25 protein-coding genes and 3 pseudogenes are annotated in these 26,434 nt (G+C 50.1%); 8 read left to right on the top strand and 20 right to left on the bottom strand.

From position 1 onward, the window contains the following. Position 1 precedes the first annotated feature (1 nt). The 16 genes and pseudogenes from PVOR_RS12880 to PVOR_RS12810 form a co-directional block, all read right to left on the bottom strand. A complete protein-coding gene (locus PVOR_RS12880) occupies positions 2–655 on the bottom strand; it encodes a YdcF family protein (RefSeq protein ID WP_006209646.1) in 654 nt (217 codons plus the stop codon). Beyond that, positions 655–1,212, bottom strand: a complete 558-nt coding sequence (locus PVOR_RS12875) for a DUF402 domain-containing protein (protein ID WP_006209645.1) — start codon at positions 1,210–1,212, stop codon at positions 655–657. Before PVOR_RS12875 ends, PVOR_RS12880 begins: the two co-directional genes overlap by 1 nt. Positions 1,213–1,314: 102 nt before the next feature. Beyond that, on the bottom strand, positions 1,315–3,975 hold the full coding sequence (locus tag PVOR_RS12870; RefSeq protein WP_006209644.1) for a PBP1A family penicillin-binding protein: 2,661 nt from the start codon (positions 3,973–3,975) through the stop codon (positions 1,315–1,317). 180 nt (positions 3,976–4,155) lie between these two features. Then, the gene (hfq, locus tag PVOR_RS12865) at positions 4,156–4,395 is read right to left on the bottom strand and encodes an RNA chaperone Hfq (protein ID WP_006209643.1); all 240 of its coding nucleotides are present in this window, start codon (positions 4,393–4,395) and stop codon (positions 4,156–4,158) included. Between the two features lie 52 nt (positions 4,396–4,447). Then, a complete protein-coding gene (miaA, locus tag PVOR_RS12860) occupies positions 4,448–5,395 on the bottom strand; it encodes a tRNA (adenosine(37)-N6)-dimethylallyltransferase MiaA (RefSeq protein WP_006209642.1) in 948 nt (315 codons plus the stop codon). Continuing rightward, positions 5,385–6,165 (bottom strand): annotated as a pseudogene (locus PVOR_RS12855) (class I SAM-dependent methyltransferase). Before PVOR_RS12855 ends, miaA begins: the two are co-directional and overlap by 11 nt. Positions 6,166–6,182: 17 nt before the next feature. Beyond that, positions 6,183–8,165 carry a DNA mismatch repair endonuclease MutL gene (gene mutL, locus PVOR_RS12850; protein ID WP_006209641.1) on the bottom strand — a complete coding sequence of 661 codons (1,983 nt, stop codon included), beginning with the start codon at positions 8,163–8,165 and terminating at the stop codon, positions 6,183–6,185. Positions 8,166–8,203: 38 nt separating this feature from the next. Beyond that, positions 8,204–10,978, bottom strand: a complete 2,775-nt coding sequence (gene mutS, locus PVOR_RS12845) for a DNA mismatch repair protein MutS (RefSeq protein WP_006209639.1) — start codon at positions 10,976–10,978, stop codon at positions 8,204–8,206. Positions 10,979–11,039: 61 nt separating this feature from the next. After that, positions 11,040–11,714, bottom strand: a complete 675-nt coding sequence (locus PVOR_RS31695) for a putative amidoligase domain-containing protein (protein ID WP_268741790.1) — start codon at positions 11,712–11,714, stop codon at positions 11,040–11,042. Further along, positions 11,641–12,297: a putative amidoligase domain-containing protein gene (locus tag PVOR_RS32520; RefSeq protein ID WP_006209637.1), complete on the bottom strand. Its 657-nt coding sequence runs from the start codon at positions 12,295–12,297 to the stop codon at positions 11,641–11,643. Before PVOR_RS32520 ends, PVOR_RS31695 begins: the two co-directional genes overlap by 74 nt. 107 nt (positions 12,298–12,404) lie before the next feature. After that, entirely contained in the window at positions 12,405–12,971 is a 567-nt protein-coding gene (locus tag PVOR_RS12835; RefSeq protein ID WP_006209636.1) for an outer spore coat protein CotE, read from the bottom strand. A gap of 129 nt (positions 12,972–13,100) precedes the next feature. Beyond that, positions 13,101–14,081, bottom strand: a complete 981-nt coding sequence (locus tag PVOR_RS12830; RefSeq protein WP_006209635.1) for an aromatic acid exporter family protein — start codon at positions 14,079–14,081, stop codon at positions 13,101–13,103. Positions 14,082–14,182: 101 nt separating this feature from the next. Beyond that, complete coding sequence (locus PVOR_RS12825; RefSeq protein ID WP_006209634.1) at positions 14,183–15,016, bottom strand: ABC transporter permease; 834 nt, start codon at positions 15,014–15,016, stop codon at positions 14,183–14,185. A 5-nt stretch (positions 15,017–15,021) separates the two neighbouring features. Next, positions 15,022–15,796, bottom strand: a pseudogene (locus PVOR_RS12820) (ABC transporter ATP-binding protein). A 40-nt stretch (positions 15,797–15,836) separates the two neighbouring features. Continuing rightward, positions 15,837–16,841 carry an ABC transporter substrate-binding protein gene (locus PVOR_RS12815; RefSeq protein ID WP_006209632.1) on the bottom strand — a complete coding sequence of 335 codons (1,005 nt, stop codon included), beginning with the start codon at positions 16,839–16,841 and terminating at the stop codon, positions 15,837–15,839. Positions 16,842–17,024: 183 nt separating this feature from the next. Further along, positions 17,025–18,542 carry a carboxypeptidase M32 gene (locus PVOR_RS12810; protein WP_006209631.1) on the bottom strand — a complete coding sequence of 506 codons (1,518 nt, stop codon included), beginning with the start codon at positions 18,540–18,542 and terminating at the stop codon, positions 17,025–17,027. Positions 18,543–18,670: 128 nt separating this feature from the next. Here PVOR_RS12810 and PVOR_RS31690 point away from each other — a divergent pair, with 128 nt between their 5' ends. From PVOR_RS31690 to PVOR_RS12785, 6 genes are all read left to right on the top strand, one after another. Continuing rightward, positions 18,671–18,814 carry an iron-sulfur cluster biosynthesis family protein gene (locus PVOR_RS31690; protein WP_234972849.1) on the top strand — a complete coding sequence of 48 codons (144 nt, stop codon included), beginning with the start codon at positions 18,671–18,673 and terminating at the stop codon, positions 18,812–18,814. After that, positions 18,774–19,010, top strand: coding sequence for an iron-sulfur cluster biosynthesis family protein (locus PVOR_RS12805; protein ID WP_006209630.1), 237 nt, complete (start codon positions 18,774–18,776; stop codon positions 19,008–19,010). Before PVOR_RS31690 ends, PVOR_RS12805 begins: the two co-directional genes overlap by 41 nt. Positions 19,011–19,040: 30 nt before the next feature. Beyond that, positions 19,041–19,610: a beta-class carbonic anhydrase gene (locus PVOR_RS12800; RefSeq protein ID WP_006209629.1), complete on the top strand. Its 570-nt coding sequence runs from the start codon at positions 19,041–19,043 to the stop codon at positions 19,608–19,610. Between the two features lie 204 nt (positions 19,611–19,814). After that, positions 19,815–20,393 (top strand): PadR family transcriptional regulator, encoded by a 579-nt coding sequence (locus PVOR_RS12795; RefSeq protein ID WP_036637524.1) that lies wholly within the window; start codon positions 19,815–19,817, stop codon positions 20,391–20,393. Positions 20,394–20,449: 56 nt separating this feature from the next. Continuing rightward, positions 20,450–20,899 carry a hypothetical protein gene (locus PVOR_RS12790; protein WP_006209627.1) on the top strand — a complete coding sequence of 150 codons (450 nt, stop codon included), beginning with the start codon at positions 20,450–20,452 and terminating at the stop codon, positions 20,897–20,899. A gap of 3 nt (positions 20,900–20,902) precedes the next feature. Continuing rightward, a complete protein-coding gene (locus PVOR_RS12785; RefSeq protein ID WP_006209626.1) occupies positions 20,903–21,181 on the top strand; it encodes a YxcD family protein in 279 nt (92 codons plus the stop codon). A gap of 102 nt (positions 21,182–21,283) precedes the next feature. On the opposite strand, the gene PVOR_RS12780 is transcribed toward PVOR_RS12785, so the two are convergent. The 4 genes and pseudogenes from PVOR_RS12780 to PVOR_RS31685 form a co-directional block, all read right to left on the bottom strand. After that, positions 21,284–21,931 carry a GNAT family N-acetyltransferase gene (locus tag PVOR_RS12780; protein ID WP_006209625.1) on the bottom strand — a complete coding sequence of 216 codons (648 nt, stop codon included), beginning with the start codon at positions 21,929–21,931 and terminating at the stop codon, positions 21,284–21,286. Between the two features lie 87 nt (positions 21,932–22,018). Then, a complete protein-coding gene (locus PVOR_RS12775) occupies positions 22,019–22,351 on the bottom strand; it encodes a helix-turn-helix transcriptional regulator (RefSeq protein ID WP_160163986.1) in 333 nt (110 codons plus the stop codon). After that, positions 22,299–22,478, bottom strand: a complete 180-nt coding sequence (locus PVOR_RS30625; RefSeq protein WP_006209623.1) for a hypothetical protein — start codon at positions 22,476–22,478, stop codon at positions 22,299–22,301. The genes PVOR_RS12775 and PVOR_RS30625 overlap by 53 nt, the downstream gene beginning before the upstream one ends. A gap of 7 nt (positions 22,479–22,485) precedes the next feature. Continuing rightward, positions 22,486–22,754: pseudogene (locus PVOR_RS31685) on the bottom strand (DUF6809 family protein). A 245-nt stretch (positions 22,755–22,999) separates the two neighbouring features. Here PVOR_RS31685 and PVOR_RS12765 point away from each other — a divergent pair. Next, the gene (locus tag PVOR_RS12765; RefSeq protein ID WP_006209622.1) at positions 23,000–24,391 is read left to right on the top strand and encodes a TraB/GumN family protein; all 1,392 of its coding nucleotides are present in this window, start codon (positions 23,000–23,002) and stop codon (positions 24,389–24,391) included. 172 nt (positions 24,392–24,563) lie between these two features. Further along, entirely contained in the window at positions 24,564–26,402 is a 1,839-nt protein-coding gene (locus PVOR_RS12760) for a UbiD family decarboxylase (RefSeq protein ID WP_006209621.1), read from the top strand. Positions 26,403–26,434: the final 32 nt, after the last annotated feature.

Here is a 26,434-nt window from a genome sequence, read left to right as displayed (position 1 = left end):
CTCATAGGACACCAACTGCGATCAGCAGCCGATCAGCCGTCCATTTCGTGTAAGCAAGCACTTCTCTCGACTTGTGTTTGACCATGGGGAGAACGGTAGATTCCGTCAGCGACATAGAAGGATGATCATAACCAAGAGTGGTTGCTACCTCCATCGACCTCGTGCCATGATAATCATGCGTAATTATTATGGCCGTCTTCCACCCGTTGTTCTCCATGATATCTTGACTGTAGAGCAAATTCTCATAGGTGCTCGTGGCTTCGTTTTCTAAGTAGATGCGCTCTTCAGGTACGCCGGCCTCCACCAGGAAGTTTCTCATCCCTTCGGCTTCGGTATACGTATACCCTGGCTTGTCGAGACCGCCTGACACGATAAAAGTATCAAATCGTCCTGCGTTGTATTCAACCAATGCTTGCTCCAGCCGTTCCCGCAGTCCCGGGCTTGGCTGATCGCCCCACATGGATGCACCCAGAATGATGCCGACGTCCGCTTTCTCTGCCGGGCTGCTCTCTGCGCTTTCAATTTTCCAATACGCATAACCCGACCACAATACCCCAAGAACAACGAGAGAGAGCAGGGCATACATCCCTCTTCTAAACCATGCTCTCTTCTTCGTGCCCGCTCTCGGCAAATTCTTATGTATTTCCTGACGCATTATTTCTTCCTCCTAAATTCTCCGTTATGAAATAACTGGTCACGATGCTTCAGAGACATCATAAAGTAAGGAAATTCATGTGCGTCGATGGCCCGAAGAAGGTTCCTTGCAGTCACCTTGGCAAGCCTGTAATCATCCCGGGTAATATCATTCCGGCGCAGGGCATCCTCAAGCTCATCTTCATCCAGCAAAAACACTTCACCGTTCTTGACGACCACAACGTCCAGATACAGATCGTCAAACCAAGGGACACCCTGATCGGTTACTCCTTGCTTCTTGCAAATATCAATGTACCATTGCACGATCTTTCGCTTGTCATCAAACATGGCGGTAACGATGAAATGGCTGTCCTTCGGATAATACTGCAGCCAAGAATAACCTTTGTCCGCGATTCGGTAGGTATGACGGCCATACGTCTTCCACAACGGTTCTTTCAGGCCGTATATGGTATATAGCGTGAGATACCCTGTAAATTGCTCACATTCCACATACCGGGAAGTGAAGTGTCGGCGGGTGATACGGCGCCAATTCGCCCGATCTCCGAATTTACGTTTCATGGAACTTTTCCTCCCCATATCGTATTCCCAGCTTACCACATTTGGGTTTCACACTCAAAACAAAGAAGCCCCCGCAATTCAAGCGGAGGCTTTCCTGTTTGGTTATGGGCTTTCTTGCGGTGCATCCTGTGTATTCGCAGGATCCGATGGATCAACAATGGTCCCCGGTACCGTAGAAACATTGCCCGTATCCGAGTTGTTTCCCCCTGTGCCGCTGCCTCCATTGTTGGAGCCATCCCCTGAACCATCAGAACCATTGCCTGGGTTCTGGCCGTCTTGACCCGTTCCGGTCCCATTGTCAGGAGGTGGATTCGTTCCATTGCCGTTTCCGCTGCCAGGTCCTTCACCAGTGCCATTTCCATTGCCTGTATCTCCAGGACCAGTGCCATTACCGTTTTCGTTACCCGGAGGCACTTCGTTCCCTGCTCCATTGTCACCATCCTCAACCGGAGGCGGTTCTTCGGTATCTACCGGAGGTGGTTCCACTTCCTCAGGCGGCAGCTCCTCCGAAACAGCGACGACCTGCAGAACGTTCGAAGGTTCCGACTCCTTGCCAGTCGAAGTATCAAAAGCAGTCACGTAGTAATCGTAGGTCAATCCTTCCATGGCGCTCACATCTTCAATGGAGGTTCCGCCCAAGGAATCGAGAATACGGGTGTATTCCGCCTCGGATGTTTCCTTACGATACAAGTGATACTGAATATTGCTGCCTTGAACCGCATTCCAGCTCAGGGATACGGTCTGAGTCTCGCCATTATACGAACCGGTCAGTCCGCTGACGGCGGTTAATGTCGTTTCTTCTACTGGAGGCGGTGGCGGTTCGGTGCTCGGGAAGTTCTTCGCTTCATAACCCTGAACCGCCTTCTCCATCACTTTGCCCCATAATGAAGCCGAGATCGAGCTGCTTCGTTTCAGCAAATGCTGTCGATCAGGCGTATCGTATCCCATCCACACAGCAGCGGTTAACTCCGGTGTGTATCCGACAAACCAAACATCACGGTTCGAGCTAACACCCTTGTATCCACTTTGCGTGGTTCCGGTCTTACCGGCTACCGGGCGACTGATTCGGGCGTTCTTGCCCGTTCCTTCATCAACGACGCGACGCATCATGTCTGTCATTTGCGAAGCTGTAGAAGCTTCCATTACACGCTTCCCTTTGCTTCCTTTGTTCTCATGCACAACCTTACCTTTGTTATCTTTAATCTGTTTGATCGCAAAGGCCTCTTTAAACTCACCGCCATTTGCGAAGGCACTGAACGCTTGTGCCATTTCAAAAGTATTTGTACCGGTATCCATTCCGCCCAGTGCAAGGGACAGATTCGCGTCACCCTCGGACATTTTGATGCCCAAACTCTGCGCAAAATCAAAACCGGTCTTAACTCCAATCTGATTCAACAGCCAGACGGCCGGAATATTCTCGGAGCGCTGAATCGCTTCAGGCATACTGATTGTCTCCGAGTAACCATGCAGGTTATTCGGACAGTAATTGCCGCCGAAGCACTGCTTTTTATTGCTCAGCCTGGAATCTTTCGTGAAATTCCCGGATTCCAGCGCAGGTGCGTACGACACAATTGGCTTCAACGCGGAGCCCGGTTGGCGACGGCTGTCGGTTGCCCGGCTGAACCCGCCTCTCGTATACTCACGCCCACCGGCCATGGCAACGATACCGCCGGTCTCTTGGTTAATAATAACCATAGAGCCTTCAACAGGTACATCATCCGGGCTTTCTTCGAAGTTAGCCGGGTTGCTGAACTCCTCCTCCACAGCCTGCTGAGCATTGATATCCATGGTGGTATAAATCTGGTAACCTCCGATGTTGACATCATCCTCGGTAAGGCCCCACTTCTCTTCGGCCTCTTCCATGACGTAATCAATAAACGCCGTATACTTCTGCTGTCTTTCAGGCGGTGTATAATCATAATCCACCTTTTTCGCTTCCTCAGCCTCACCGGCCGTAATGTACCCTTGCTGCTCCATCAGAGTCAGCACCACAGCACGACGCTCTTTGGAGAGCTCGGGGTTCTTCAGCGGATTGTAACGGGAGGGCCCCTTCGGCATTGCCGCCAGTGTTGCCATTTCCCACAATTCCAGATTGTTCAAGTCGGATTCCCCAAAATACCGCTCGGAAGCCGCTTTAATGCCGTAATAAGGTCCACCGAAGTTAATTCGGTTCAAATACATCTCAATGATCTCTTCCTTGCTGTGCTGACGCTCAAGCGCGAGCGCGATCGACATTTCCGTCGCTTTGCGGAAAAATGTTTTATCGCGTGTCAGGAAGATATTTTTTGCAAGCTGCTGTGTGATCGTACTTCCGCCCTCTACCATGGATCGAGCCATGATATCCTTGACCGCAGCACGGCCGATCGACCACATATCCACGCCGTTATGCTCCATAAATCGTTTATCTTCTGTTGCAATGAATGCCTGTACTAATAAATCAGGAATATCTTTGTACTCGACCGGGTCACTCTTCTGGATAGATAGTTCACCCATCAGGGTGCCGTTACGGTCATACACTTTGGAGGTACCGTAAGCGGTCAGTTTATCCTGGTTCTGCTCCAGCAGCTTCTCGCCGCTGATCAGGATGAACAAGTAACCTGCAAGCGCGCAGAAGATCGCAATGACGGCTGTAAAAAACAACGCCCATGCAATTCGTTTGCCTTTGCCTTTTTTCTTCTTCGATTTAGGTTTGGTGGTTTTGGATGTCTTCGAGTTGTCTTTGTTTTTGTTCAACCTTGACATCTGATTATCTTTTCCAGCCATTTGTCCCCCTCCTTACTCCCTTGCGGGATCAAGCCTCTGACTCTCGTCAAGTCTCGGAAAGAAAAGAACAACCTTCTCAGGTTGCTCTCTGCACTCCTTATAACTAAACGAATTATAAACAAAAAAGTTTCAAAATAATCAGGATGGTATGATTATGCTCTCTATGAATCAATCTAAAATCTATTGATCGTTGTTGTTATCCTGCATCAGGGACACATTGCGCTGCGGCATGAACGTGGAGATGGCATGCTTGTACACCATTTGCTGACGGCCGTCGCTGTCAATCACGATGGTAAAATTGTCAAAAGCTTTGATCGTTCCACGGATCTGAAAGCCGTTTGTCAGGTATACCGTGGCCGGAATGTTCTCTTTACGCAGTTGGTTCAAGAACGTGTCTTGGATGTTAATGGACTTGTTCATTAGCCGTACCCCCAATGGTTCAATTAGATTGTTTTGAAATATATTCAAGATTTCAGTGAAACTTTCCTGCTATTATAGCACGGATTTTTTGATAGTTTGCAGAAAAATTTCCCGAGTCGGTGACGTCTACCCACTCGATGTCTTTCATATGACGAAACCATGACAGCTGCCGCTTAGCGAACCGGCGTGTATCACGCTTGAGCAGAACCACCGCTTCCTCGTAGCTAAACTCCCCGTTAAGATGCGATACAATCTCCTTGTAACCAAGCCCTTGCATGGATACAAGCCCTGGAGCATACCCTTTGTCCATGAGCGCCGCCACCTCATCAACAAGTCCCTGATTCAGCATAAGATCAATTCGCTCTTCAATACGGTTATATAGCATTTGCCTGTCCATTGTCAAACCGACCAAGCATAAGTCATAGGGAGACTGCTTGGTTTGAGGGGCCAGCTGGGCTGAAAGCGGGATACCTGTCATGTGGAATACCTCCAGTGCACGAACGACCCGACGTAGGTCATTAGGGTGAAGCCGATCGGCTGTTTCAGGGTCTACATCGGCAAGTTTCCGGTGAAGGGCTTCCGCACCATTTTCGTTTGCATAACGGAACTGCTCATCCCGAAAAGCCTCGTCCGCCCCGGTCTCGCTGAACTGATAGCCATAGCATACCGATTCCACATAAAGCCCTGTTCCACCAACGAGGAACGGAAGCTTGTCCCGGCCAGCAATCTCGGTTATCAATCTTCGGCTCTGCTCCTGAAATTCAGCCACTGAATAGGGATGATCCGGCTCGTGGATGTCAATGAGATGATGGGGAATGCCTTCCATCTCATCCGCAGAGATTTTGGCAGTGCCGATATCCATGCCCCGATATACCTGCATCGAATCGCCGGATATAATCTCACATCCAAATTCCTTGGCAAGTTCAATGCTCATTTTGGTTTTGCCTACAGCTGTCGGTCCGATAAGAACGAGCAGTTTCGGTTTTGATTCATCTGTCAATGGAAATCACTCCGTACGTTATTTTCGATTTTCCCCGCTCAGGCAAAGAAAAGCCCAGCCTCTCAAACTCTCCGCTGTACCGTGCTTCCTTCAGAACAACGGTCTTTCGTGCAACCCTGACCGCTTCTCTCACACTTTCCTCATCCAGCGGTTCCCCATTCGCATAATGCCTAAGCGGATTGATGGATGCCGAATCTGTGATCGGCTCGCGGAACATCGGATCGAAATAGACAATATCCACGCTCCGATCCGGCAGCGAATTTCAAGTAGTCTAAGTGATGGCTGTGCCGTACCTCGATTCTCCTCATGGCCTGATCACTGGCCTCCAGATGACTTTCATAGGTCCGAAGGCCCTCTTTGAGCAGCGCATACAAGGGCAGCGAGCTCTCCAATGCGGTGACCCGGCTGTTCTCCCCGCCTTTGCCCGAGAACACCAAGGAGTCAGCGCCGAGCCCTGCCGTACAATCGAGAACAGAGTCTCCTTCGGCCATACCGGCAGCATCCAGCATAGGATCCGGATTGCCGTGCAGCACGCGTTTCAATCTGACAAATCCCATGCTCGGATGAAATTCCATGACAGAGCCGCCCGGTCCGCTGAGACGCACATGTCCGTTCAATACGACCAGAATGTCGTCGTCTCCGAATCTGCGGGCTAATTTTCGTAATGAATGACCGCCGCGCTGAACATATCGGCACCCGGTCTCCTGGGATAAGCTTATCGCACGTTTAACAATGTCCGGCGCTTCCGCTTCTCCAGTTGTAATGATCATGAAAGTCCTCCTTGCTGTTACATGACGCGTTTAAACATTTTCTCCAAATCATAAGCTGAGAATGAAACCACGATCGGTCGTCCATGCGGACAGGTGTATGGCTGGCGACAGTCGCCCAGACGCTGAATCAATGTCATGGCCTCCTGCTCGGTCAGCTTCTGATTGGCTTTGATAGAGGCCTTGCAGGAGCACATGATCGATGAGGTCTCTCTCAGCTTCGCAACATCAATATTTCGTTCGCTCAGCACCCACTCAGCCATCTCTTCAATGATGGCTTTCTCGTCACCCTTGGGGAACCAGAACGGGTGGGAACGCACCAGAAAGGTTTGGCCGCCGAAAAACTCCATATATACGCCGACCTTCTCAAACCAGTGCAGCCGCTGCTTCACCTTCTCCGATTCCGATGGTGTGAATTCAAGTGTAATCGGCAGCAGCAGCTCCTGTGAGGCGTCAGCCGGCTTACCGAACTGCTCGTAATAGTACTCGTAGTTAATCCGCTCATGGGCGGCATGCTGATCAATCAAATATAGCCCGGAATCATTCTGAGCAATCAGATAAGTTCCGTGGTGCTGACCGATCAATGTAAGTTCTGGAAATGGCGGGATTTCCGGGGCAGGCCCTGATGCAGCCTGAAGCCATTCCTTGGTTACAGACGGAATATGGGCATTCCCCTTGTTCTCATAACGGTACTCGCTGCGATAGGAAGAGGCTGCAGCCGTTTCCCGCATGGAAGCCGTTGCTGGCGTTCCGCCTGACCCATCCCCGTAAGAGCGCTTGATACCGGATTCGGGCTGTAAATGATCCCGCTTCTCGGGCCACGCTGATCCATGTGGCGGGAAGGACGTCATACCTTGATCGGATTGATCACCGCTTCGTGCCGCCGGGGCCTCTCCGTCTTCCCTGCTTCTTACCGACGCATCCCGACCCTGCGCATTGGGAAAATGCAGCTGCTCCTGAATGAAGGCATGCTCGCTTTTGCCAATAGCTTGTTTGGCAGGGCGGGGAATGAGTATTTCCTGCTGCAGCACCTTGCGGATCTCCTCCTCCACAAATGCAAACAGCTCCTGTTCTTTGCTGAACCGCACTTCCAGCTTGGATGGATGCACGTTCACATCAATCAATGAGGGATGCATGGTCAGCTGAATGACAACGAGCGGAAACCGGTTAATCGGCAGCAGCGTGTGATACCCTCTTAAGATGGCCTGCATCAGGCCATAGTTGCGGACATATCTTCCATTGATGATCAGCGACATGCCGTTCCGGTTCGCCCGGGTGTAATCCGGACGGCTGATGTATCCGCTGAGTGTGTAATCCATATTCTCCGCTTCAAACGCGAGCATGGCTTTAGCGGATTGGGTGCCATAGATAGCCGCAATCACTTGCAAAGCATCACCATTACCCAGCGTTTGAAGCAGAGAGTTTCCATTATGCCGAAGCGTAAAAGCAATATCCGGCCGCGAAAGAGCCAACCGATACATGTAATCGGAAATATGCCCAAGCTCCGTCTGGATCGTTTTCATATATTTCAGCCTTGCCGGCGTGTTAAAAAACAATTCTTTCACCAGGAAATCCGTTCCCCTGGGTGCAGCAGTCTCTTCGTTCACACGAAGATGCCCGCCTTCGATTTCGATCTTCCGGCCGCGGCCGTCCTGAACATTGGACGTCACCAGCCGTACCTTGGATACCGCGGCAATGGACGGCAAGGCTTCGCCTCGGAATCCAAGGCTCGTGATCTGAAACAGATCCCGGCCTTCCGTAATTTTGCTTGTCGCATGGCGGTAAAAAGCCGTCTCGCAATCTTCCGGGTCAATGCCTGCCCCGTTATCCGTGACACGAATGCTGTCGAGTCCGCCTTCTTCGACCGTAACGTCGATCTTGGTGCTCCCGGCATCGATGGCATTCTCCACAAGCTCCTTCACAACGGAGGCAGGCCGCTCCACCACCTCGCCGGCAGCAATCTGGTTTGCGATGTGCTCGTCCAAAATACGAATAATCCCCATTGTTCCTACCTCCGTTTCACTTCAATCCCATGCAAAAATTATATATCCTTCGCCTGGATCTTCAGATTATTCAAGAACTGCATGGCCTGAAGAGGTGTCATATTCATCACGTCGGCACCCTTCACCGCATCGATAATACCTCTGATCGCAGGAGTTTGTACAGCTTCCGGCGCCATGGCATGTCCATCCTTGCCAACCTTCGCCGTTCTCGGATCAGGCACTTCGTCTTCTCCAAAAATAGAGAGCTGTACCACGCCCCCCTTCCGTTCTCCATGGCTCAAGTCGCGGGGGGTATACGGGAACGCATCTTCACGCTGCTCCCTTGCCATTACTGCTCCATCGGTACCCTCGGCAGCCAAAGAGGCTGAAGCGGTCTCTTCCCGCTGCAATGCCGCCCCATGCTCCGAAGCCACAGCAGCCAGCGAAGCCTGCTCCAAGCCCTGCAGCAGGCCATAAGCACGGTCAATGATGCTGCCGGGCAGACCTGCCAATCTGGCGCAATAAATACCATAGCTGCTGTCTGCTGCCCCCGGGATCAGCTTGCGGAGAAAATGGACCTTATCTCCGCTCTCCTGAACGGCCATGGAATAGTTCTTAAGGCCGCCAAGACTTTCCTGAAGATGAGCCAGCTCATGGAAATGCGTGGATACAAGCGCCTTGCATCCGATATGATCATGCACATATTCAATGACGGCTTGTGCAATGGCCATGCCTTCGCTTGTTGACGTTCCGCGTCCCAGTTCATCAATGATAATCAGACTGCGAGGCGTTGCTTTTTCCGTCATGACCTGAATATCTGCCATTTCGACCATAAAGGTGCTCTGGCCTCCAATTAAGTCGTCCGCTGCTCCGATGCGGGTAAAGATCCGGTCTACCAGCGGGATAACCGCGCGCTCTGCCGGAACAAAGCAGCCGAGCTGGGCCAGGATTGACAATAAGGCAACCTGGCGCATATATGTGCTTTTTCCAGCCATATTCGGACCGGTAATAAGCAGGATAGAGGAGCCGTCCTTACGCAAATCCGTGCCATTCGCAATAAATGCAGAATCCTTCATGACCGATTCAACAACAGGATGGCGTCCGCCTTCAACGATGTAATCATACCCGTCGCTCAGCTCAGGCTTCACGAACCGGTACTCTGCACTGACCGCAGCCAGCGATTGGTAAACGTCGATTTCCGCGATTCGCTCGGCAAGCTTCTGCAATCGGCTCACTTGTGTATTCAGCTTGTCCCTAAGCTCGGTAAAGAGGGCATATTCAAGGTCCACCATCTTCTCCTGGGCCTCCAGGATCAAACCTTCCTTCTCCTTCAGCTCCGGTGTAACATATCGTTCCGCATTGGCGAGCGTCTGCTTCCGCTCATACCGGCCTTCCGGCAGGGAAGACAGATTGGACTTGGTTACCTCGATGAAGTAGCCAAACACCTTGTTGTAGCCGATCTTCAGGGATTTGATTCCTGTAGCCGCGCGTTCCTTGGCTTCCAGCTCTGCGATCCAGCGTTTGCCGCTGGTGCTTGCCTCACGGAATTCGTCCAGGCGCTCGTGATATCCCGGCTTGATAATCCCTCCATCACGTACGGACACCGGCGGCTCATCCACAATGGCGTCCTCGATCAGCTCGCACAGATCGTCGCAAATATCCGTATCCGCGGCTACACGCCGGAGGGTTTCGGAAGGAGATTGAGCACACAGCTCTTTCAGGGAAGGAATTTGTCTCAGCGACAGCTTGAGCGCATTCAAATCCCGACCATTCGCACTGCCAAACGCAATCCGGCCTACCAGCCGTTCCAGATCGTAAATCTCTTTAAGCGCCATCCGCAAATCTTCTCGCAGTATGTACTGGTTATAGAGATGTTCCACAGCCTCCAGCCGCTCTTCGATCCGGCTTCGGGACAACAGCGGTTTATCGATTCTCCGCCGCAGGAGCCTTGCCCCCATCGAGGTCTCCGTTCGGTCCAGAAGCCACAGGAGCGAACCCTTCTTCGAACGCTCACGCACCGTCTCGACCAGCTCCAGATTGCGTCTTGTGAATGGATCCAGGACCATGTACTGTCCCGGTTCATAGGAAGCAATCTGCGTCAGCTGCCCTAGTGACCGCTTCTGCGTCTCGCTTAAATACGAGATCAGCAGAGATACGCAGGCTCTGCGTTCCTCTTCCAGACGAGCCCAGGCGGGCTCCCCGAATTGGGTTCGAACCAACGCATCCTCTCTTCGATCCCACGCCGTATATACGATATTCCGGCTGCCGGGAAGCGACTGTGAAGAGATGATCTCAAGCAGCGCTGCGTCACCGATAATCTCGGAAGGCTCATAGAGGCCAATCTCGTCCCGGAGCCACTCCTCCGACCATGGAACCGAGGTCACATAGAGCTCGCCGGTCGACAAGTCGCATGCGGATAAAGACATCAATCCGCCCGCTTCTGTGACACACACCATATAGTTGTTCGATTTGTCGTGAACAACCTTGCCGTCCATGATCGTTCCCGGCGTTACGACCCGGACGATTTCCCGGCGCACCATGCCTTTGGTGACGGAGGCATCCTCCATCTGCTCACAGATGGCGACTTTGTACCCTTTTTCAATCAACCGCTGGATATACCCTTCGGCTGAATGATACGGCACTCCGCACATCGGTATTTTCTCGGTGCCACCGCCTTCGCGGCCGGTTAGTGTAATCTCCAGTTCCTTCGACGCGAGGATCGCATCATCAAAAAACATTTCATAAAAATCGCCTAAGCGGAAAAAAAGAAACGCATCCTTCGCTTGTTCCTTTACATTTAAATATTGTTCAATCATCGGCGTATATTTAGCCATGACGTACCTCCATGCCTTTTCTAGCTTGGCCTCTATTATAACAGAAATTGACCTCAAGGCATCAAGGCTTAACGGGAATATTCCACAGCGGTCTGATATCCCTGCTCTCATCCCAGGTTCGCCCCGCCTCGATATGCACAAGAGCAAGCTCAATTTCACGGGCATAGTCCTTATACTCCGGCAGTGCGGACAGATCCCGGTGCCACCCCGCTATACACTCTTTGAGCACGGTCTTATCCCCGTCGTAATAGGCCCGGTGGTATCGTTCGGTATTCAGGGGCCTTGCGAGCAGCCGGTCGCTGTATCGGGCGATCAGATAGGCGAGATACAGCGATACCTTCGCCACGAGGGGGGAGACGAGAAAGCTGGGAAGCGTTCGGTACTCAAAACCGCCATACGGCTGCCTCCGGAAATCTCCCAGGAAACCGTATCGGGGTCTGCGATGGCGCCCTTTGGGATCTTCCAGCAGCGCCAGCGGCAGTGCCAGATAATTATCCAGCGTCTGAAGCAGTGACAATGACAGCGGAACACCGCTGAAATGAATATGCCCACCAAGCGGGAAGTCCCCGCAAGGCAGAGCACCTGCTCTCCATGTCAGCGAACGATCCAGAATCATCGTTTGGGCAGTGCGCAGCGCTTTTTGCATTTCGTGAAGCAATTCCTTAGGGTCTGCTTTGGGTGACGGCCTTAATTCGGCAATGGGGTAAATGACCTCCCCCCGAAAAACGCACGGCATCACTGCCGACTTCCCCGCCACGTGCCATGAACTCGGAAGCAAACACGATTTGCCCGTTGTCCTGCATCAGCACAAACTCCGGATCCATTCCGATCAGCAGCGATGGAGTGATTGGAGCGTCTCCGGTCTCGTTAAGCGTATTGCCCCCTTCCGTCGGGCCGCCCTTGGCACTCATAACCGCTTGATTCCGTCCCCCCTTCATTCGAACACTCTCAACCACGTATCTCCGCCCGGGCCGGGCCGTAATGATGACCTCTCCTTCATCCACACCCAGCGTATACAGCGAACGCAGTGCCGCTTTCTCCAGTCTCCGGTGCAGACCGTCTTCGTATCTCCCATTCTCGGGATCAGGCTCATACAACACCTCGCTGCCTCCCAGCTGATGGTGGCGGATCGAGGCTGCAGCCAGCTTCCGAACATGAACCGAGTATTTGGCTGTGTAGCGGTGCTCCTCCCCGGAAGCCATGCCCAACTGGCAAGGAATGCCGGACCTGATCATACGTGCCTGTGCCAGGATTGCATTAGCCCCATTGATTGGAACATAACCTTTTGCAGCAGTTGGTTTTACCATGGATTTAGTCATCCCCTAGCCCCCCTCGCGAAAAAAATAAAAAAGAGGGCATCCGCCCTCCGCAAAGCTGCCCTCACTGCATATGCTAAGATTATAATCATTCCTACAGGAGGGGTAACTTACAGTTCATCCTCCAGACCTTCGTAATCAAGGTCTTCGTAATCATCGACATCGTCTCCCAGGGCGTAGTCGAACTCTTTGTCTTCGTAGTCACCATGGTGGTTGGTGCATACTTTTACAACGACCTTGGTTTCGGCCACCAGTTCCACCGCATACTCTCTCTCTACCCGCAGGATGACACTCGTGCCATTCGAGGATACGCTGGCTTCGACGCAGCTCGGCTCCTGTGTCGCTTCTGCCGACACCTCCACCGTTGCTGCGCGATGCTTCGGATCCAGATAGGAAAGAGGCACGCGTTCTACATACGACACCGTTTCTTTCGCCACGTCGGTCTGCGAATTTTTGTCATAGGAATACCAGATGTTAACATCGTAAGTACCAATAACTTCAATTCCGTCTCCGGCGGCAACCGCCTCGTATTGATGGTTTATAATCCAGGCCCCCAAAATACTGGTCGGATTATTAGGCGGAGTCACGGTATGTGTTACGGTAGAGAACTTACGACCCTTGCCGCAGATCGCCTTCGTGATGATTTCTCTACATTGGTGTTTATGACTCAATGACATCTTCGAACCTCCTCCATACAATCATTCCATACATGTGTATGCACGAGATGGGCGAATGTTGAATGAAGTGGTCCAAATAAATTCATATGATGCTAAAAATATCAGATTTTTTTTTTGAAAAACCCTGAGCTACGGGGCCGAATCCGCACGCTTCTGCGGTTTTTTTGCCGTGGGTGCCTTATACTTCTTCGATATATTCAAATAGTATTCCAGCTCATGGCAGAGCTGCAGAATCGCGGATCTGACCTCGAATTCCTCGCGGGTGGTCGGGAGATCCATTTCCTTGAACCGGTCTTCCAGCTCAATCAGCAGACCTTCGGACTTGCCCGTATATCCTTCAGCAACAACATCCTTGCTTAATTGATCGAAAATTTCAGCGGTCAGCACCCCGTGAGGAAGACGCTCGTACACCTGCGATATCTGATGCATCATGCTCTGGATGTTCTCCATCTGTTCCTTCCGCATATAGAAATATATGTTCCAAGAGCCGTCCGGATGAATCATCTGATTCTCCGATGCCCGCTTCGCTTCTTCTATTCCCCGCTCGATCTGCCGATTGGCCTCAATCAGTTCTTTACCGTCCCATATATGTTCAGGGTCTCTCAGCGTGAGCGAGAAATGATTGAAAATGACAGAGAAGAGCCCGTCCACCCTGCGGCGGATCTCCATCATCGCTCCCTCACTGTTTGGCATGTACACCAAGTTCACCAGCATCGCTGACCCAAGGCCGATAATTAGTAACTCAACCTGAGTAAGGAGAATGTCGAAGCCAATCTCTTCGCCCTGAAACACTCGAAACACCACGACGGAGCTGGTAACGATTCCTTCCTTGAAATTCGCTTTTGAAATCGCAGGGAATGCGAGAAGTATGTAGAGTGCCAGAACCCAGTAATGAAAGCCGAGAAAATAAAAAAGAATGCACGCCAGCAGCAGTCCCAGCAGCGAAGCAAAGAACCTGGATGATATGGAGCGCACACTCCGTTTGCGCGTGACGTCCACGCCGAGTATAGCAAGAAGACCGGCGGACGTAGCCCCCGGTATATTTAAGGCATCTGTAATTAAAATGGCAAGCAGGCTTGCCGCGGCCGTTTTGATGACACGAAATCCCATGTGATGAAGAGCCTCCAGGCGATTGTGATGGTTTTACTTCATCCTAGCCTATTTTCATGCCATAGACAACCATACAGGGAACCTGCCCAAGACAAGGCGCTTTAACGATGAGTTAACAATTTTCTTTCTATATATACAACGATTTGATACATGGCCGTGGCCACGACAGCGATAATGAGAAGGCTTGATAGGACGAGCGTAAAGTTGAATACCTGAAAGCCGTACATGATCAGATAACCAAGACCCGATTTCGCAACCAGGAATTCACCGACTATGACACCGACCCATGCCATGCCCACATTGACCTTCAGTGTAGACACAATGGCCGGATAGGATGCCGGCAGAATGACACGCTGAAAGACCTGACGCTTGGTGCCGCCGAAAGTACGGACAACCTTGATCAGATTGGAATCCACCTCATTAAAGCTGTTGTATACCACAAGGGTGGTCACAATGACCGTAATGGATAATGTAGTGATCACGATAGCGGTAAAGCCGGCGCCGAACATGACAATAAAGATAGGACCCAGCGCCACTTTCGGCATGCTGTTGAACACAACCATGTAAGGGTCCAGAACCTTATTAAGAAACGGTGACCACCAGATCAAGACAGCCAGCAGCGTGCCGACAAGCGTGCCCAGCAGGAACCCGACAACCGTCTCTCCAACCGTGATCCCCAGATGCCCCCACAACTCGCCGCTAACCATGTTGCCCCATATATTAGAGAAGATTTTGGACGGGTAGCTGAATAAAAGCACGTCAATCCACTTCCATCTTCCAGCCGCTTCCCACCAGATAAAAAACAGCAGCAGCAAGCTAAGCTGGACCGCCAGTACCCGATTCCGGATGCTTTTCTTCTTCTTTGTGTGCTTAACATAGATATCCTGGAGCCAGCCCTTCGAAGAAGAAGCAGAAGGCTCATGCCTTGTTGTCATAGGCTTCACTCCTTCCCGATGGTTTGCATTTCGCCCCAAATCTCATGAAACAATTCATTAAAGCCCGGCTCCTTGCGGGCAAAAAAAAGGCTGCGCCCGTCGGATGTTCTCCGGAATATCAAATAACCGGTGAATCCGCCCGGGATTGCGGTTTAAGAGAATGACCCGATCGCTCATCGCAATGGCCTCCGACAGGTCATGGGTCACCAGAATGGCGGTCTTTCCCCGCTCTTTCAAAGTCTCCACAATCAAATCCTCGAGCTGCAGCTTCGTCTGATAATCCAATGCGGAGAATGGCTCATCGAGCAGAAGCAGACCGGGATCCGTTGCCAAGGTCCTAACGAGTGCGACCCGCTGTCTCATCCCGCCTGACAGTTGTGACGGATACAGATTGCCGCTGTCGCCAAGCCCCATTTCCCTGAGCAGATTCTGCACGGCGCTGCGGCTCTCCGGATTCAATCGTTCCGTCAATTCCAAACCAATCAAGGCGTTATCCATAATGGTCCGCCACGGAAATAAATAGTCCTGCTGCAGCATGTATCCCACCTCCGGTGACGGCCCGTATATCGGATCGCCATTCACGTAAGCGGCTCCTTTGGACGGCTGCAGCAGGCCGGCAATGACAGACAATATGGTCGTCTTGCCACAACCGCTAGGTCCAACCAGGCTGACAAATTCGCCGGGCTCCACCTTCAAGTGAATTCCTTCCACAGCCAGAGAGGCTTCCCGATCGGTGACATATACGTGAGCGATATCATTCAATTCAACTACCGGTACCATGGTGCTCTCTCCTTTCGTTCTATGGATCAGGAGTACGTCATTATTTCGCTAACTTCGCTTTCTCGGCAAACGTGTTGTTAACGATCTTCTCAGGAGCTACCCGCTCTTTCAGTTCGCCGGCTTGATCCATCACGTCCAGCAGATTGTTCCATTCTGCATCATCCACGATCGGATCGGTTGCGTAGCTCCCCTGCTCTTTGTACCGTTTAACAGAAGAAACGACGATATCCCGGTCGCTATCCTTGAAATAAGGCATGATGGCATCAGCAATATCCTCAGGAGTGTTGGCATCCACCCATTGCTGTGCCTTGTAGAGGGCATTGGTAAACTTCTGAACCGTTGCGTCATGTTTGTCGATATAACTCTGCTTGGTCATGAACACCGTATAAGGCAGATGTCCGCTTTCCACGCCGAAGGAAGCTACCACCTTACCCCGGCCTTCTTTTTCGAAGATGGAGGCTTGCGGCTCAAAGAGCTGCACAAACTCACCCGTACCGGAAGCATAGGCTGATGCGATATTGGCAAAATCAATGTTCTGAATCAGCTCGAGATCACCGTGCGGGTCAATCCCTTTTTTGTTCAGTGTGAACTCGCCTGCCATCTGCGGCATTCCGCCCTTGCGCTGGCCCAGGAATACCTTACCCTTCACGTTGTTCCAATCAAACGCGCCTGATCCGTCCCGGGCCATCAGGAATGTGCCATCCGTCTGTGTCAGCTGACCGAAGTTAATGACAGGATCCTCAGAGCCCTGCTGATAGACGTAAATCGAGGTTTCGGAGCCGACTAGCGCCACATCGATAGCTCCTGACAGCAATGCCGTCATAGTTTTGTCACCGCCCGGGGTCGTCTGCAGCTCCACATCAAGCCCCTCTTCCTTGAAAAATCCTTTCTCCAACGCGACATACTGCGGCGCATAGAAGATCGAACGTGTCACTTCGCCAATCTTGACTTTTGTAGCCGATCCACCGCCACCGCACCCGGCAAGCGCTACTCCGCAAACAAGCAGCATCGATAACGCCAGCCCCCACCATTTTTGACGCTTCATGGTAACCCTCCATTCCCTTGAACAAACTTTTCTTTTCAACATATGCATGCGTCTGCCCAAAGGTTAAACGCCTGGCAGTGTCACTCATGCCGCTGTACCCTATGTGCGGAGAAGATAAAATACCAAATGAGCTTTTCCTATGTAAAAGAAAAAAACGCAGCCACAAGGGCTGCGTCTCATCCATTAAAGCTTATAAATCTCTTTATATTTCTCTTCCAGATAATCCGCCAGATAGTCCGGGTTCAGCTCTTCTCCTGTGATTCTCACAATAATCTCGGAAGGTTTCTCGCTCTTGCCGTACTTGTAAACCTTGTCTGTCAGCCATTCTTTGATTGGAGCCAAATTCCCCTCTTCAATCAACTGGTCAAGGTTCGGCAGCTCTTTACGCATCGTGTGAAGCATTTGGGCAGCATACATGTTACCCAGCGAATAGGATGCAAAATATCCGAAATCACCGCCGGACCAGTGAACATCCTGCAGTACGCCCATTCCATCGTTTGTCGGCATAATGCCGAGGTATTCCTTATACTTCGCGTTCCAGGTTTCCGGAAGATCCTTCACAGCCAATCCTTCGTTAAAGAGCATTTTCTCGATCTCGTAGCGAATGATGATGTGCAGGTTATATGTCAGTTCGTCTGCCTCAATACGAATCAAAGAGTTCTCTACCTTGTTCGCAGCCAGATAGAATTGCTCAACGTCCACTTCCTTTAATTGCTCAGGGAAGTACTGCTGGAGGTCCGCAAAATAACGACGCCAGAACGGGCGGCTCCGGCCAATCATATTCTCCCAAAGACGGGATTGGGACTCATGAATGCCCATGGAGGTGCCGCCGGAGAGCGGCGTGCCTGCCAGTGTCTTGTCGATATTTTGCTCATATAGTGCATGCCCGCCCTCGTGCAAGGAGCTGAATACCGCACTGAGCACGTCATCCGGAAGATACATGGTCGTAATGCGCACATCGCCAGGATTGAGACCCGTCGCAAATGGATGCACACTCTCATCCAGGCGTCCTGCTTCAAAGTCATAACCCATTTGCTCCAGCAGAAACAAGCTGAATTTCTCCTGCTGTTCCTTTGGGAACAGCTGTTTCAAGAAAGCTGTTTCCGGTTTGAAGGAAGACTCCTGGATTGCATGGACCAGCGGCACCAGACGCGCTTTCAGACGTTCGAAGATGGCATCCACCTTCTCCACCGTCAGATCCGGCTCGTACATATCAAGCAGTGTATCGTATCGGGTATCCTTCACGCCCCAATATTCGATAAACTCCTGCTTGAACGCTACGATTTTGGTTAAGTATGGCTCGAAACCTTCGAAATCACTATTCTTCTTCGCTTCCTCCCACTTCGTTTCCGATTGGGCGGCAAGAATCGAATATTCCTGGAAGCGTTCAGGTGGAATGGATTTGCTCTGGTCGTACATTTTACGCACTTCCGCGATCATGCGGCGTTTGCGATCATCCAACTGCTCTGCCTGTTCCGGCTCGGCAAAAAAAGACAGAAGCTGTCCCATCTCCTCCGAGATTTGCAGTTTAAATGCTTCTGTAGATAGAACCCCGATCGTTTCGGAACGAATTTCGGTTCCTTTGCGGGGAGCACCTGTCCGTAAATCCCAATGAAGTAGGCCTATAGCTTCGTAGTAGCTCATAATTTTGCGAACCAATCGATCAAATTGTTCCCATTGCTGTGAATGTTGTACTGCCATACGGGCTCACCTTCTTTTTTAGTGATAGGAATCTTTTATACTCTATTGATGATACTTTTTACAAGGTATATAATCAACTTCCAGAAAGAATAAATAACATTCTACATATAAAGGAGTGTCAGGATGCCTTGATTATTCAACTCACCCCCCAAGCCGAGCAGAAGCTGAAGGATAAACTTGGGGACAAGCCAGGCACCATCAGGCTGATCTATGACACGGAGGGATGCGGATGTGCCGTCAACGGCGTTCCAAGCCTGCGTAATTGTAGATGAGCCTACAGTGGATGATATCACTGTAGATACGGGAAGCCCTGTGCCTTTTATTGTAAACCGTCGACAGGAAATTTTCTTCGAGGACAAGATGAAGCTTGACGCCGATCCCGGCGTGTGCTCCTTCCGCCTTGACAGCAGCGGACAACATTACGGCACCAATATTCAGATTATAGATACCCGAGTGCAACAACTATAAACGACGATCGAAACGAAGGAGAGAATATCCATGGAACAACACCTAAACAGCATTTTGGAACACAACCGCAGCTTTGTAGAGAACAAAGAATACGAATCCTATCTGACCGGTCGTTTTCCTGAGAAAAAACTCGTCATCATCACCTGCATGGATACACGGCTCGTCGAACTGCTTCCAAAAGCAATGAATTTCAAGAATGGCGATGTCAAAATCATTAAAAACGCCGGCGCTATCATCTCCCAGCCTTTCGGCAGTGTGATGCGGAGCGTTATGGTTGCACTGTACGAGCTTCATGCGGAAGAAGTAATCGTAGTAGGCCACTATGAATGCGGCATGGCTTCCCTGAACGCCGAGGATATGATCCAGCATATGAGAGACCGCGGGATCTCGGATGAAGTTCTCTCCACGCTTGAAAATTCCGGCATCCGCTTGTCCAAATGGCTTCGCGGTTTCGATAACATTACAGACGGCGTAAAAAACACCGTTGACCTGATCAAAAAACACCCGCTGCTTCCGCCAAACGTACCCGTTCACGGCATGGTTATCGACCCTAACACAGGCGCGCTTGATCTGGTAGTCGAAGGTTACGAGAACAAATAAATCATTCAAAGTCAAATTGGAGCACAAGCGCTGAGGCGTTTGTGCTTTTTTAGTCACAATTTTACCAAAAGCAGAGAGAAAGAACCCTCCCCCAGTTGTCAAACCATACAGTTTCAGTGTACACTTTTTATCAACCGGACCGATAGGCGGATTTCCATCCCAACCTTAGTGTCCACGATATGCGTTTCAAAGGGAGTTATGTCCATGAATACGTTGTCATACGGCTTGTTAGGACTACTAGCAAGAAGAGAATCATCAGGATACGATTTGATGCTTCGCATACAGCCATTTTGGCAAGCCAAACACAGTCAAATTTATCCCCTGCTGTCCAGCATGGAGGAGAAGCAATTGTTGTCCTCTCACTGGGTCCAGCAAAGTGATAAACCGGACAAGAAAATCTATGCGATTACCGAAAAGGGCATGCAGAAGCTGCGCGAATGGATGTACCAACCCATTGCTCCCGCAGTCACCAAAGATGAACTTTCTCTTCGAACCTTCTGCCTGTGGTTAGCGGAGATCGGCATCGCCGTTGATATTTTCGAGGACCGCAGAATTGGCTATCTGGAGAAAAAGCGTTATTACGAGCAGATTTTAGAGGGGATTCCGGAGGAAACCCGAGAGCTTGGAAGCAAAGCATTCAGCAATTATGTACTCGCTACCAAAGGATTGATGATGGCTGAGACCGAGCTGAAATGGTGTGATTGGGTACTGGATTTATTAAAACAGCAGCAGCGCTCAACCGCCTCAAAACATGGTCGCACAAATTTTGAAACCTTATCGTGACTCGTCCGTAGTACTCTTTATTACTCTAAATTCACTGGGAGGTTCGACAGAACACGATGAAAAAAGTATTGACTATTCTTGTAGCGATTACACTGTTCTTTGTAGCGCTGACACCAGATTCCGCAGATGCCAGAAGAGGCGGCGGCGGTTTCAAATCCGGTAATAAGACATACAACAGCACTCCGAAAAAGAATGATACCAATAATGTGCAACAATCCAACAACCGTTCCAATAACACAGGAGCAGCCAACACAACCAAACGCGGATTCTTTAGCGGCGGCGGCTTGATGAAAGGTCTCATGATCGGTGGTCTTGCCGGTTTGCTCTTCGGCGGAATGTTCGCTGGCATGGGCTTCATGGGCGAAATTATGGGATTGTTGATTAACCTCATTGCAATCTGGGCTTTGATTATGGTCGTTATGGCTGTTGTACGCGCCGTGAAGAATCGTCGTCAACAAAACGAGCGTCGCGACAACAACAACAATAACAATAATAATCGGTACTAATCCATGGTTCTAAGCATGGACGAAATCATCAATGCGGTCTGTCTTCACCAGGCGGAACGCAGAGGCGTCAAACCGACAGATGTATCGCTTGAGCTTAGCTGGGATGAGGATACCGGTTATACGGCGGAAGTATGGGTAAGCGGAAGAACCCAGTATTTGATTGAGGCTAACCTCATTGAAGCGATTCTTCGCTACCTGCACTCCGAGTACAACATTCGCGCATACAGCGAACAGGTAAGACTTGAGCTTGAAGACGAAATTATCGCAATTGTTCAACAATAAGCAAGAAATCATAAAAACTGCCGCCTTGCGTAACGCGAGGCGGCAGTTTTTTTATAATAAACCCTCTTCTCTTCCCAACTTATCTGCAAACGTTCCTGCTGGCTATTCATGCTGCTGAAGACCATCCGGCGTGTACACCATGCAATACTGCCGGAGTGAACTGTTGGGTAACGGAATGATTTTGACCATGCGATAATCATAATGCTCATAAATGGGTACGTTGCTTGGGGTCTGTGTCTCCAACGTACATAAGATATTCTTCGTATGACATTCTGCAAGCAGTGGCTTTATGATCCTCGAAACGTATCCTTGTCCGTGGCAGCCTTCCTGCACAGCAATCATATCCAAGTGCATATACTGCCGGTCGCCCAGCATCGATAGCCAAACTGAACTCATGCTGCGCAAAATGGTTAGTCCTCGAACAAATCCTCGTATCCCAATGATTCGGCAAATCGGCAAGGATTTGATTATGGCGAGCCCGATCTGTTTCGCATACTTAACGTTAGAGAGCAGTGTTCCTGCCTGTCGCTCCGAATGGAATACCAACGCCACGGCCTCGAAGTCCTTAGACGTCGTTAATACATCCGAATAAGGATACAACATTTCAATATAGCACTGAAAAAAAATATTCAGTGCGTCGAGCCTCGTTGTCTCATCAGGCAAAATAAGTTGATATAAAGGGTCATCCTTTGCAAAAGCTTGCGCCAGCACACTGGCTGCCTTTGGAATGTCAGATCGATCTACTCTCAATAATGTGCTACAAATAATTCCACCTCAAATTGAATTGTCTTTCGAATCAGCAGGTCCATACTTGCTCACCACTATACGCTATTTTATCTAGGAAGAATCCACGCGAAACACCTGATACTGCTTCCGGTATTCCCCGGGGATGTACGACGATTGACGTTTGAATAACCGTGTAAAGTAGTTATTATCCTGGAAGCCGCGTTGCTCTCCGATTTTGATCAGGGACAGCTCCGAATGTGCCAGCAGCCGTTTAGCTCGCTCAATCTGCAGATGATGTCTGTATTGCAGCGGACTCATCCCCGAGTATTGCTTCAAGCAGCGCGCCAAATAATCAAAATGATAATGCAGCTCGCGCTCCATCTCTCCCGAATCAAAGGGCTGCTCCAGGTCGATTCGCCAAGTAGGAAGCCACCTTTTCGCCAAGAATATAGGATCGGGCATGCGGACTGCTCTTTCTCATGCCGTTCTGCAATTGCAGGAGAAGCTGACCGAACAAATTATGCAGCTCAAACGATCGGTATGGTGTAAGCGCACTGTACAGTACAAGCATATAACATCTATTCCTCATTAAATACTTCGATCATCAACAGGGCACCTTTTCTAAATCCATGCACGAACGCTGCCGCCGTATGCATTGCACTTGATTGACCTGCCAAATCAAACAACTCTTCAATTTGCTCAAATTCAGTTTCCGATAAATTTTTTTGAAGGACTCCATGCAGCTAGAAATTTTTCTATTAATTGACTTATAATTTGGATCAATAGATTTTATTGATTCATCAGGACGCCAATTTCCATAGTATATTTCCTCTAGAATATTAATCATTTCCCTTCCTTTCCTTTAAACACGTCTGATTTATTAGATAAGCTTACACCAAAAAAATAAATCGATTGATATTTATGCAAATTCCGCATAGGTTTTTCTGTCGCAGTGAGCTCTCCCCCTGATGAGGACTCTTCTATTCAATGGAACTAGGCCTCTATATTCCAGAGCTATCCTATCTTATGGTATAATCTACTATTGTGGTGGTTATCTTCCATACAGAACCGATTTGAGAGGAGAACAATTTCATGCAAGAACACAAACGCTGGAGTAGAGTCAAGCGCTGGGCCGGTGCCGGGGCATTAAGCTTAACCATTCTGTTAGGCAATGTCTTCCCGATTCATGCCGACACACCGACTGCTCCCGTACCCGACATCAGCCCTTGGTCGATAGCTACACTGAACGAAGGTGAGAAATACGGCATATATCCGATGGAATGGTATTATGACGGAACCTTCAGACAATCCATTACGGAAGATAAGTTTCAATCTTTAATGGCTACTACGGCGAAGAAGCTGGATCAGCTGGGTCTTAAGAAAAAAGAAGCTTCCTTGTCCTATGTAACAGCCGATGTAATCACAAGAGAAATGGTCATCACCTCTTTATTCAAGCTCCTGTCCAATTACGAGCTGCCGGAAGCTTTCGGGAACACGGCGGTCAAACCGATGGATTACATGCAGCAAAAAGGCATCGTAAAAGGCACCAAAGCAGGTCTGCAGCTGGATCAGCCTTCAAGCGTCGAACAAGCGGTTGTGATGGCCAGCCGATTGATTGAGTATACATATGATACGGCCGATGGCGGAGCCGAAGGCCTGATGTGGAAAGTGACTAACGATAACAACACACTGTATTTGCTCGGATCGGTTCATTTGGGATTGACCGACATGTATCCGATGCATCCGAGCATTCGCGATGCGTTTGCGGCATCGGACGATCTTTGGGTCGAGGTTGATATTGTCAACGGGGATATGTCTTATTTCCAAGAGAAGATGATGTACAGTGACGGTACGAAGCTGCAGGATCATATATCCGCAACTTCCTACGAGAAGCTGCAGAAGACGCTGAAAAAGCTGGCACTGCCAGCAAACACGTTTGATAGCTTCAAGCCCTTTGGCGTATCCAACACCCTCTCCACGTTCGGTTATTTCGAGAATCCGGCCGACAGTGCGTTGGCCATGGCAACCGGTATCGACAGCTATTTCCTTACTAGTGCCATGCTGACAGGCAAGCCAATTCATGAGCTGGAGAGCATTAAGCTGCAAGCTGACCTGTTCGCTGACGTGCCTGCCGAAACGCAGGAGAAAGAATTGAATGAGCTGCTGGATGTCCTCTTGTCAGAAAAAGGATCGCAGGAAATTGCCAACAACCTGAAGCAAATGCAGCTGGATTGGATTGAAGGCGACGTGGAAGGCCTGAAGAAAACCCTGACCGCTGACGGACAGCTTACCCAAGGGGAAACCAATCAGCGTCTGATCGGCGAACGAGACAAGAACATGGCCATTAAACTGTCCGAGCTGCTGGAAAAAGAAGGAGAGCATACTTCCTTTGTCGTGGTAGGCGCGGCACATTATGTCATGGATGGCATGGTTGTCGATTTATTAAAAGAAAAGGGTTATGATGTACAGCTTGTACAGAAATAAACAAGGTATCCTGCTGTATTGATATTGTATCGCCCTGTCCGTATTCATGTGGACAGGGCGATTTTTTATATATAGAGATGCTCCGCATGTATCATGTGTCATTGACCTGCGCTCACAGATTACCGATAATGGTAGAATGAGTTCACTATCTTCAAAGGATTGGAGCTATATCATGAAATATCACAATTTGGAAGAGTGCATCATTGATCTGGAAAAAAACGGGCATTTAGTTCGTATACATGAAGAGGTTGACCCTCATCTTGAAATGGCAGCCATACATATGAAGGTTTACGAGGCAGGCGGCCCGGCACTGTTGTTTGAGAACGTAAAAGGTTCGAACTTCCGTGCGGTATCCAACCTGTTTGGAACGATGGAGCGCAGCAAATTCATTTTTCGGGACACGTTCGAGTCTACGCAAGATGTCATTGCATTGCGCAATGAACCCATGAAAGCGCTCAAGAATCCTTTTAAATATGTCGGGACGGGATTAGCGGCTAAAACCGCATTGCCTCTCAAAAAAACAACCGCCCTCCCGCAAGGGTTTCAGGAAATCCAAATCGCCGATCTGCCGCTGATCAAACATTGGAAGGACGACGGCGGCGCTTTTGTCACCTTACCACAAGTGTATTCCGAAGATCCGGAAAAACCGGGCATTATGAATTCCAATCTGGGGATGTACCGCGTCCAGCTTACAGGCAACGAATATGAAATGAACAAAGAAGTCGGCATCCATTACCAGATCCACCGTGGCATCGGCATCCATCAGGCAAAAGCAAACAAGCTGGGCCAGCCTCTTAAAGTAAGTATTTTTATAGGGGGTCCACCTGCCCACACGATATCGGCCGTGATGCCGTTGCCTGAGGGCATGAGCGAGCTTACCTTCGCGGGTTTGCTGTCAGGGCGCCATTTCCGGTACAGCTATGTCGATGGTTATTGTATAAGCCACGATGCGGATTTTGTAATTACAGGGGAGATTCATCCCGGCGAGACCAAACCGGAAGGACCATTCGGTGATCATCTGGGCTATTACAGCCTTGTTCATCCTTTTCCTGTCATGAGAGTGCACAAGGTATATGCCAAACAGCGGGCCATTTATCCGTTTACGGTTGTCGGCAGACCGCCGCAGGAAGATACGTCCTTTGGAGAGCTGATTCATGAGCTGACCGGCGGGGCGATTCGCCAAGAGATCCCGGGTGTCAAAGAAGTGCATGCGGTTGATGCTGCCGGGGTTCACCCCCTGCTGTTTGCCATTGGCAGCGAACGCTACACCCCCTACCAACAAGTAAAACAGCCGGCAGAGCTGCTCACGATTGCCAATCGGATTCTAGGCACCGGCCAATTGAGTCTGGCCAAATATCTGTTCATTGCCGCTGAAGAGAAACAAGCGTTAAGCACGCACCATATCGAGGGGTTCTTGACGTATATCTTGGAGCGCATCAATCTGCACCGGGACATCCATTTTCAGACCAATACTACAATCGATACCCTCGATTATTCCGGAACCGGACTCAATACTGGCAGCAAGGTTGTCTTTGCAGCGGTTGGGGATAAAAAAAGAGAGCTCTGCCATGAAGTGCCTGAAACCTTGAAGGATCTGCCAGGATTCTCCCCTGCCCGATTGATCATGCCAGGCATTGTGGCTATACAGGGTTCCCCATTTACGAGTTATTCCGATGTGCAGCTGGAAATGGACGGACTAAGCGAGGCTATTCGAGCGAGAGGCCCTCTCCCCTCTTGCCCGATGATCATTCTATGTGATGACAGTGAATTCATGAGTGCGGCCATCAGCAATTTTCTCTGGGCGACCTTTACGCGAAGCAACCCTTCCCATGACATTCACGGTGTGAACGGCTACTATGAGCACAAGCATTGGGGCTGCGACAATATCATTATCGATGCCCGTTCGAAACCGCATCAAGCACCGCCCCTCATTCCGGATGCCGCAGTCGAACAACATATCAAGCGCTTGTTTACAGACGGCGGCAGTTTAAGCCGCATTCAAATACGCTAGCAGCCGTAAACGTGCTTTGAATCTTATTTCCT

The organism is Paenibacillus vortex V453 (assembly GCF_000193415.1).
Classification (GTDB): domain Bacteria; phylum Bacillota; class Bacilli; order Paenibacillales; family Paenibacillaceae; genus Paenibacillus_AQ; species Paenibacillus_AQ glucanolyticus.
The sequence above is the reverse complement of the archived record's forward strand: the minus strand, read 5'-3'. Positions and strand labels throughout refer to the sequence as shown.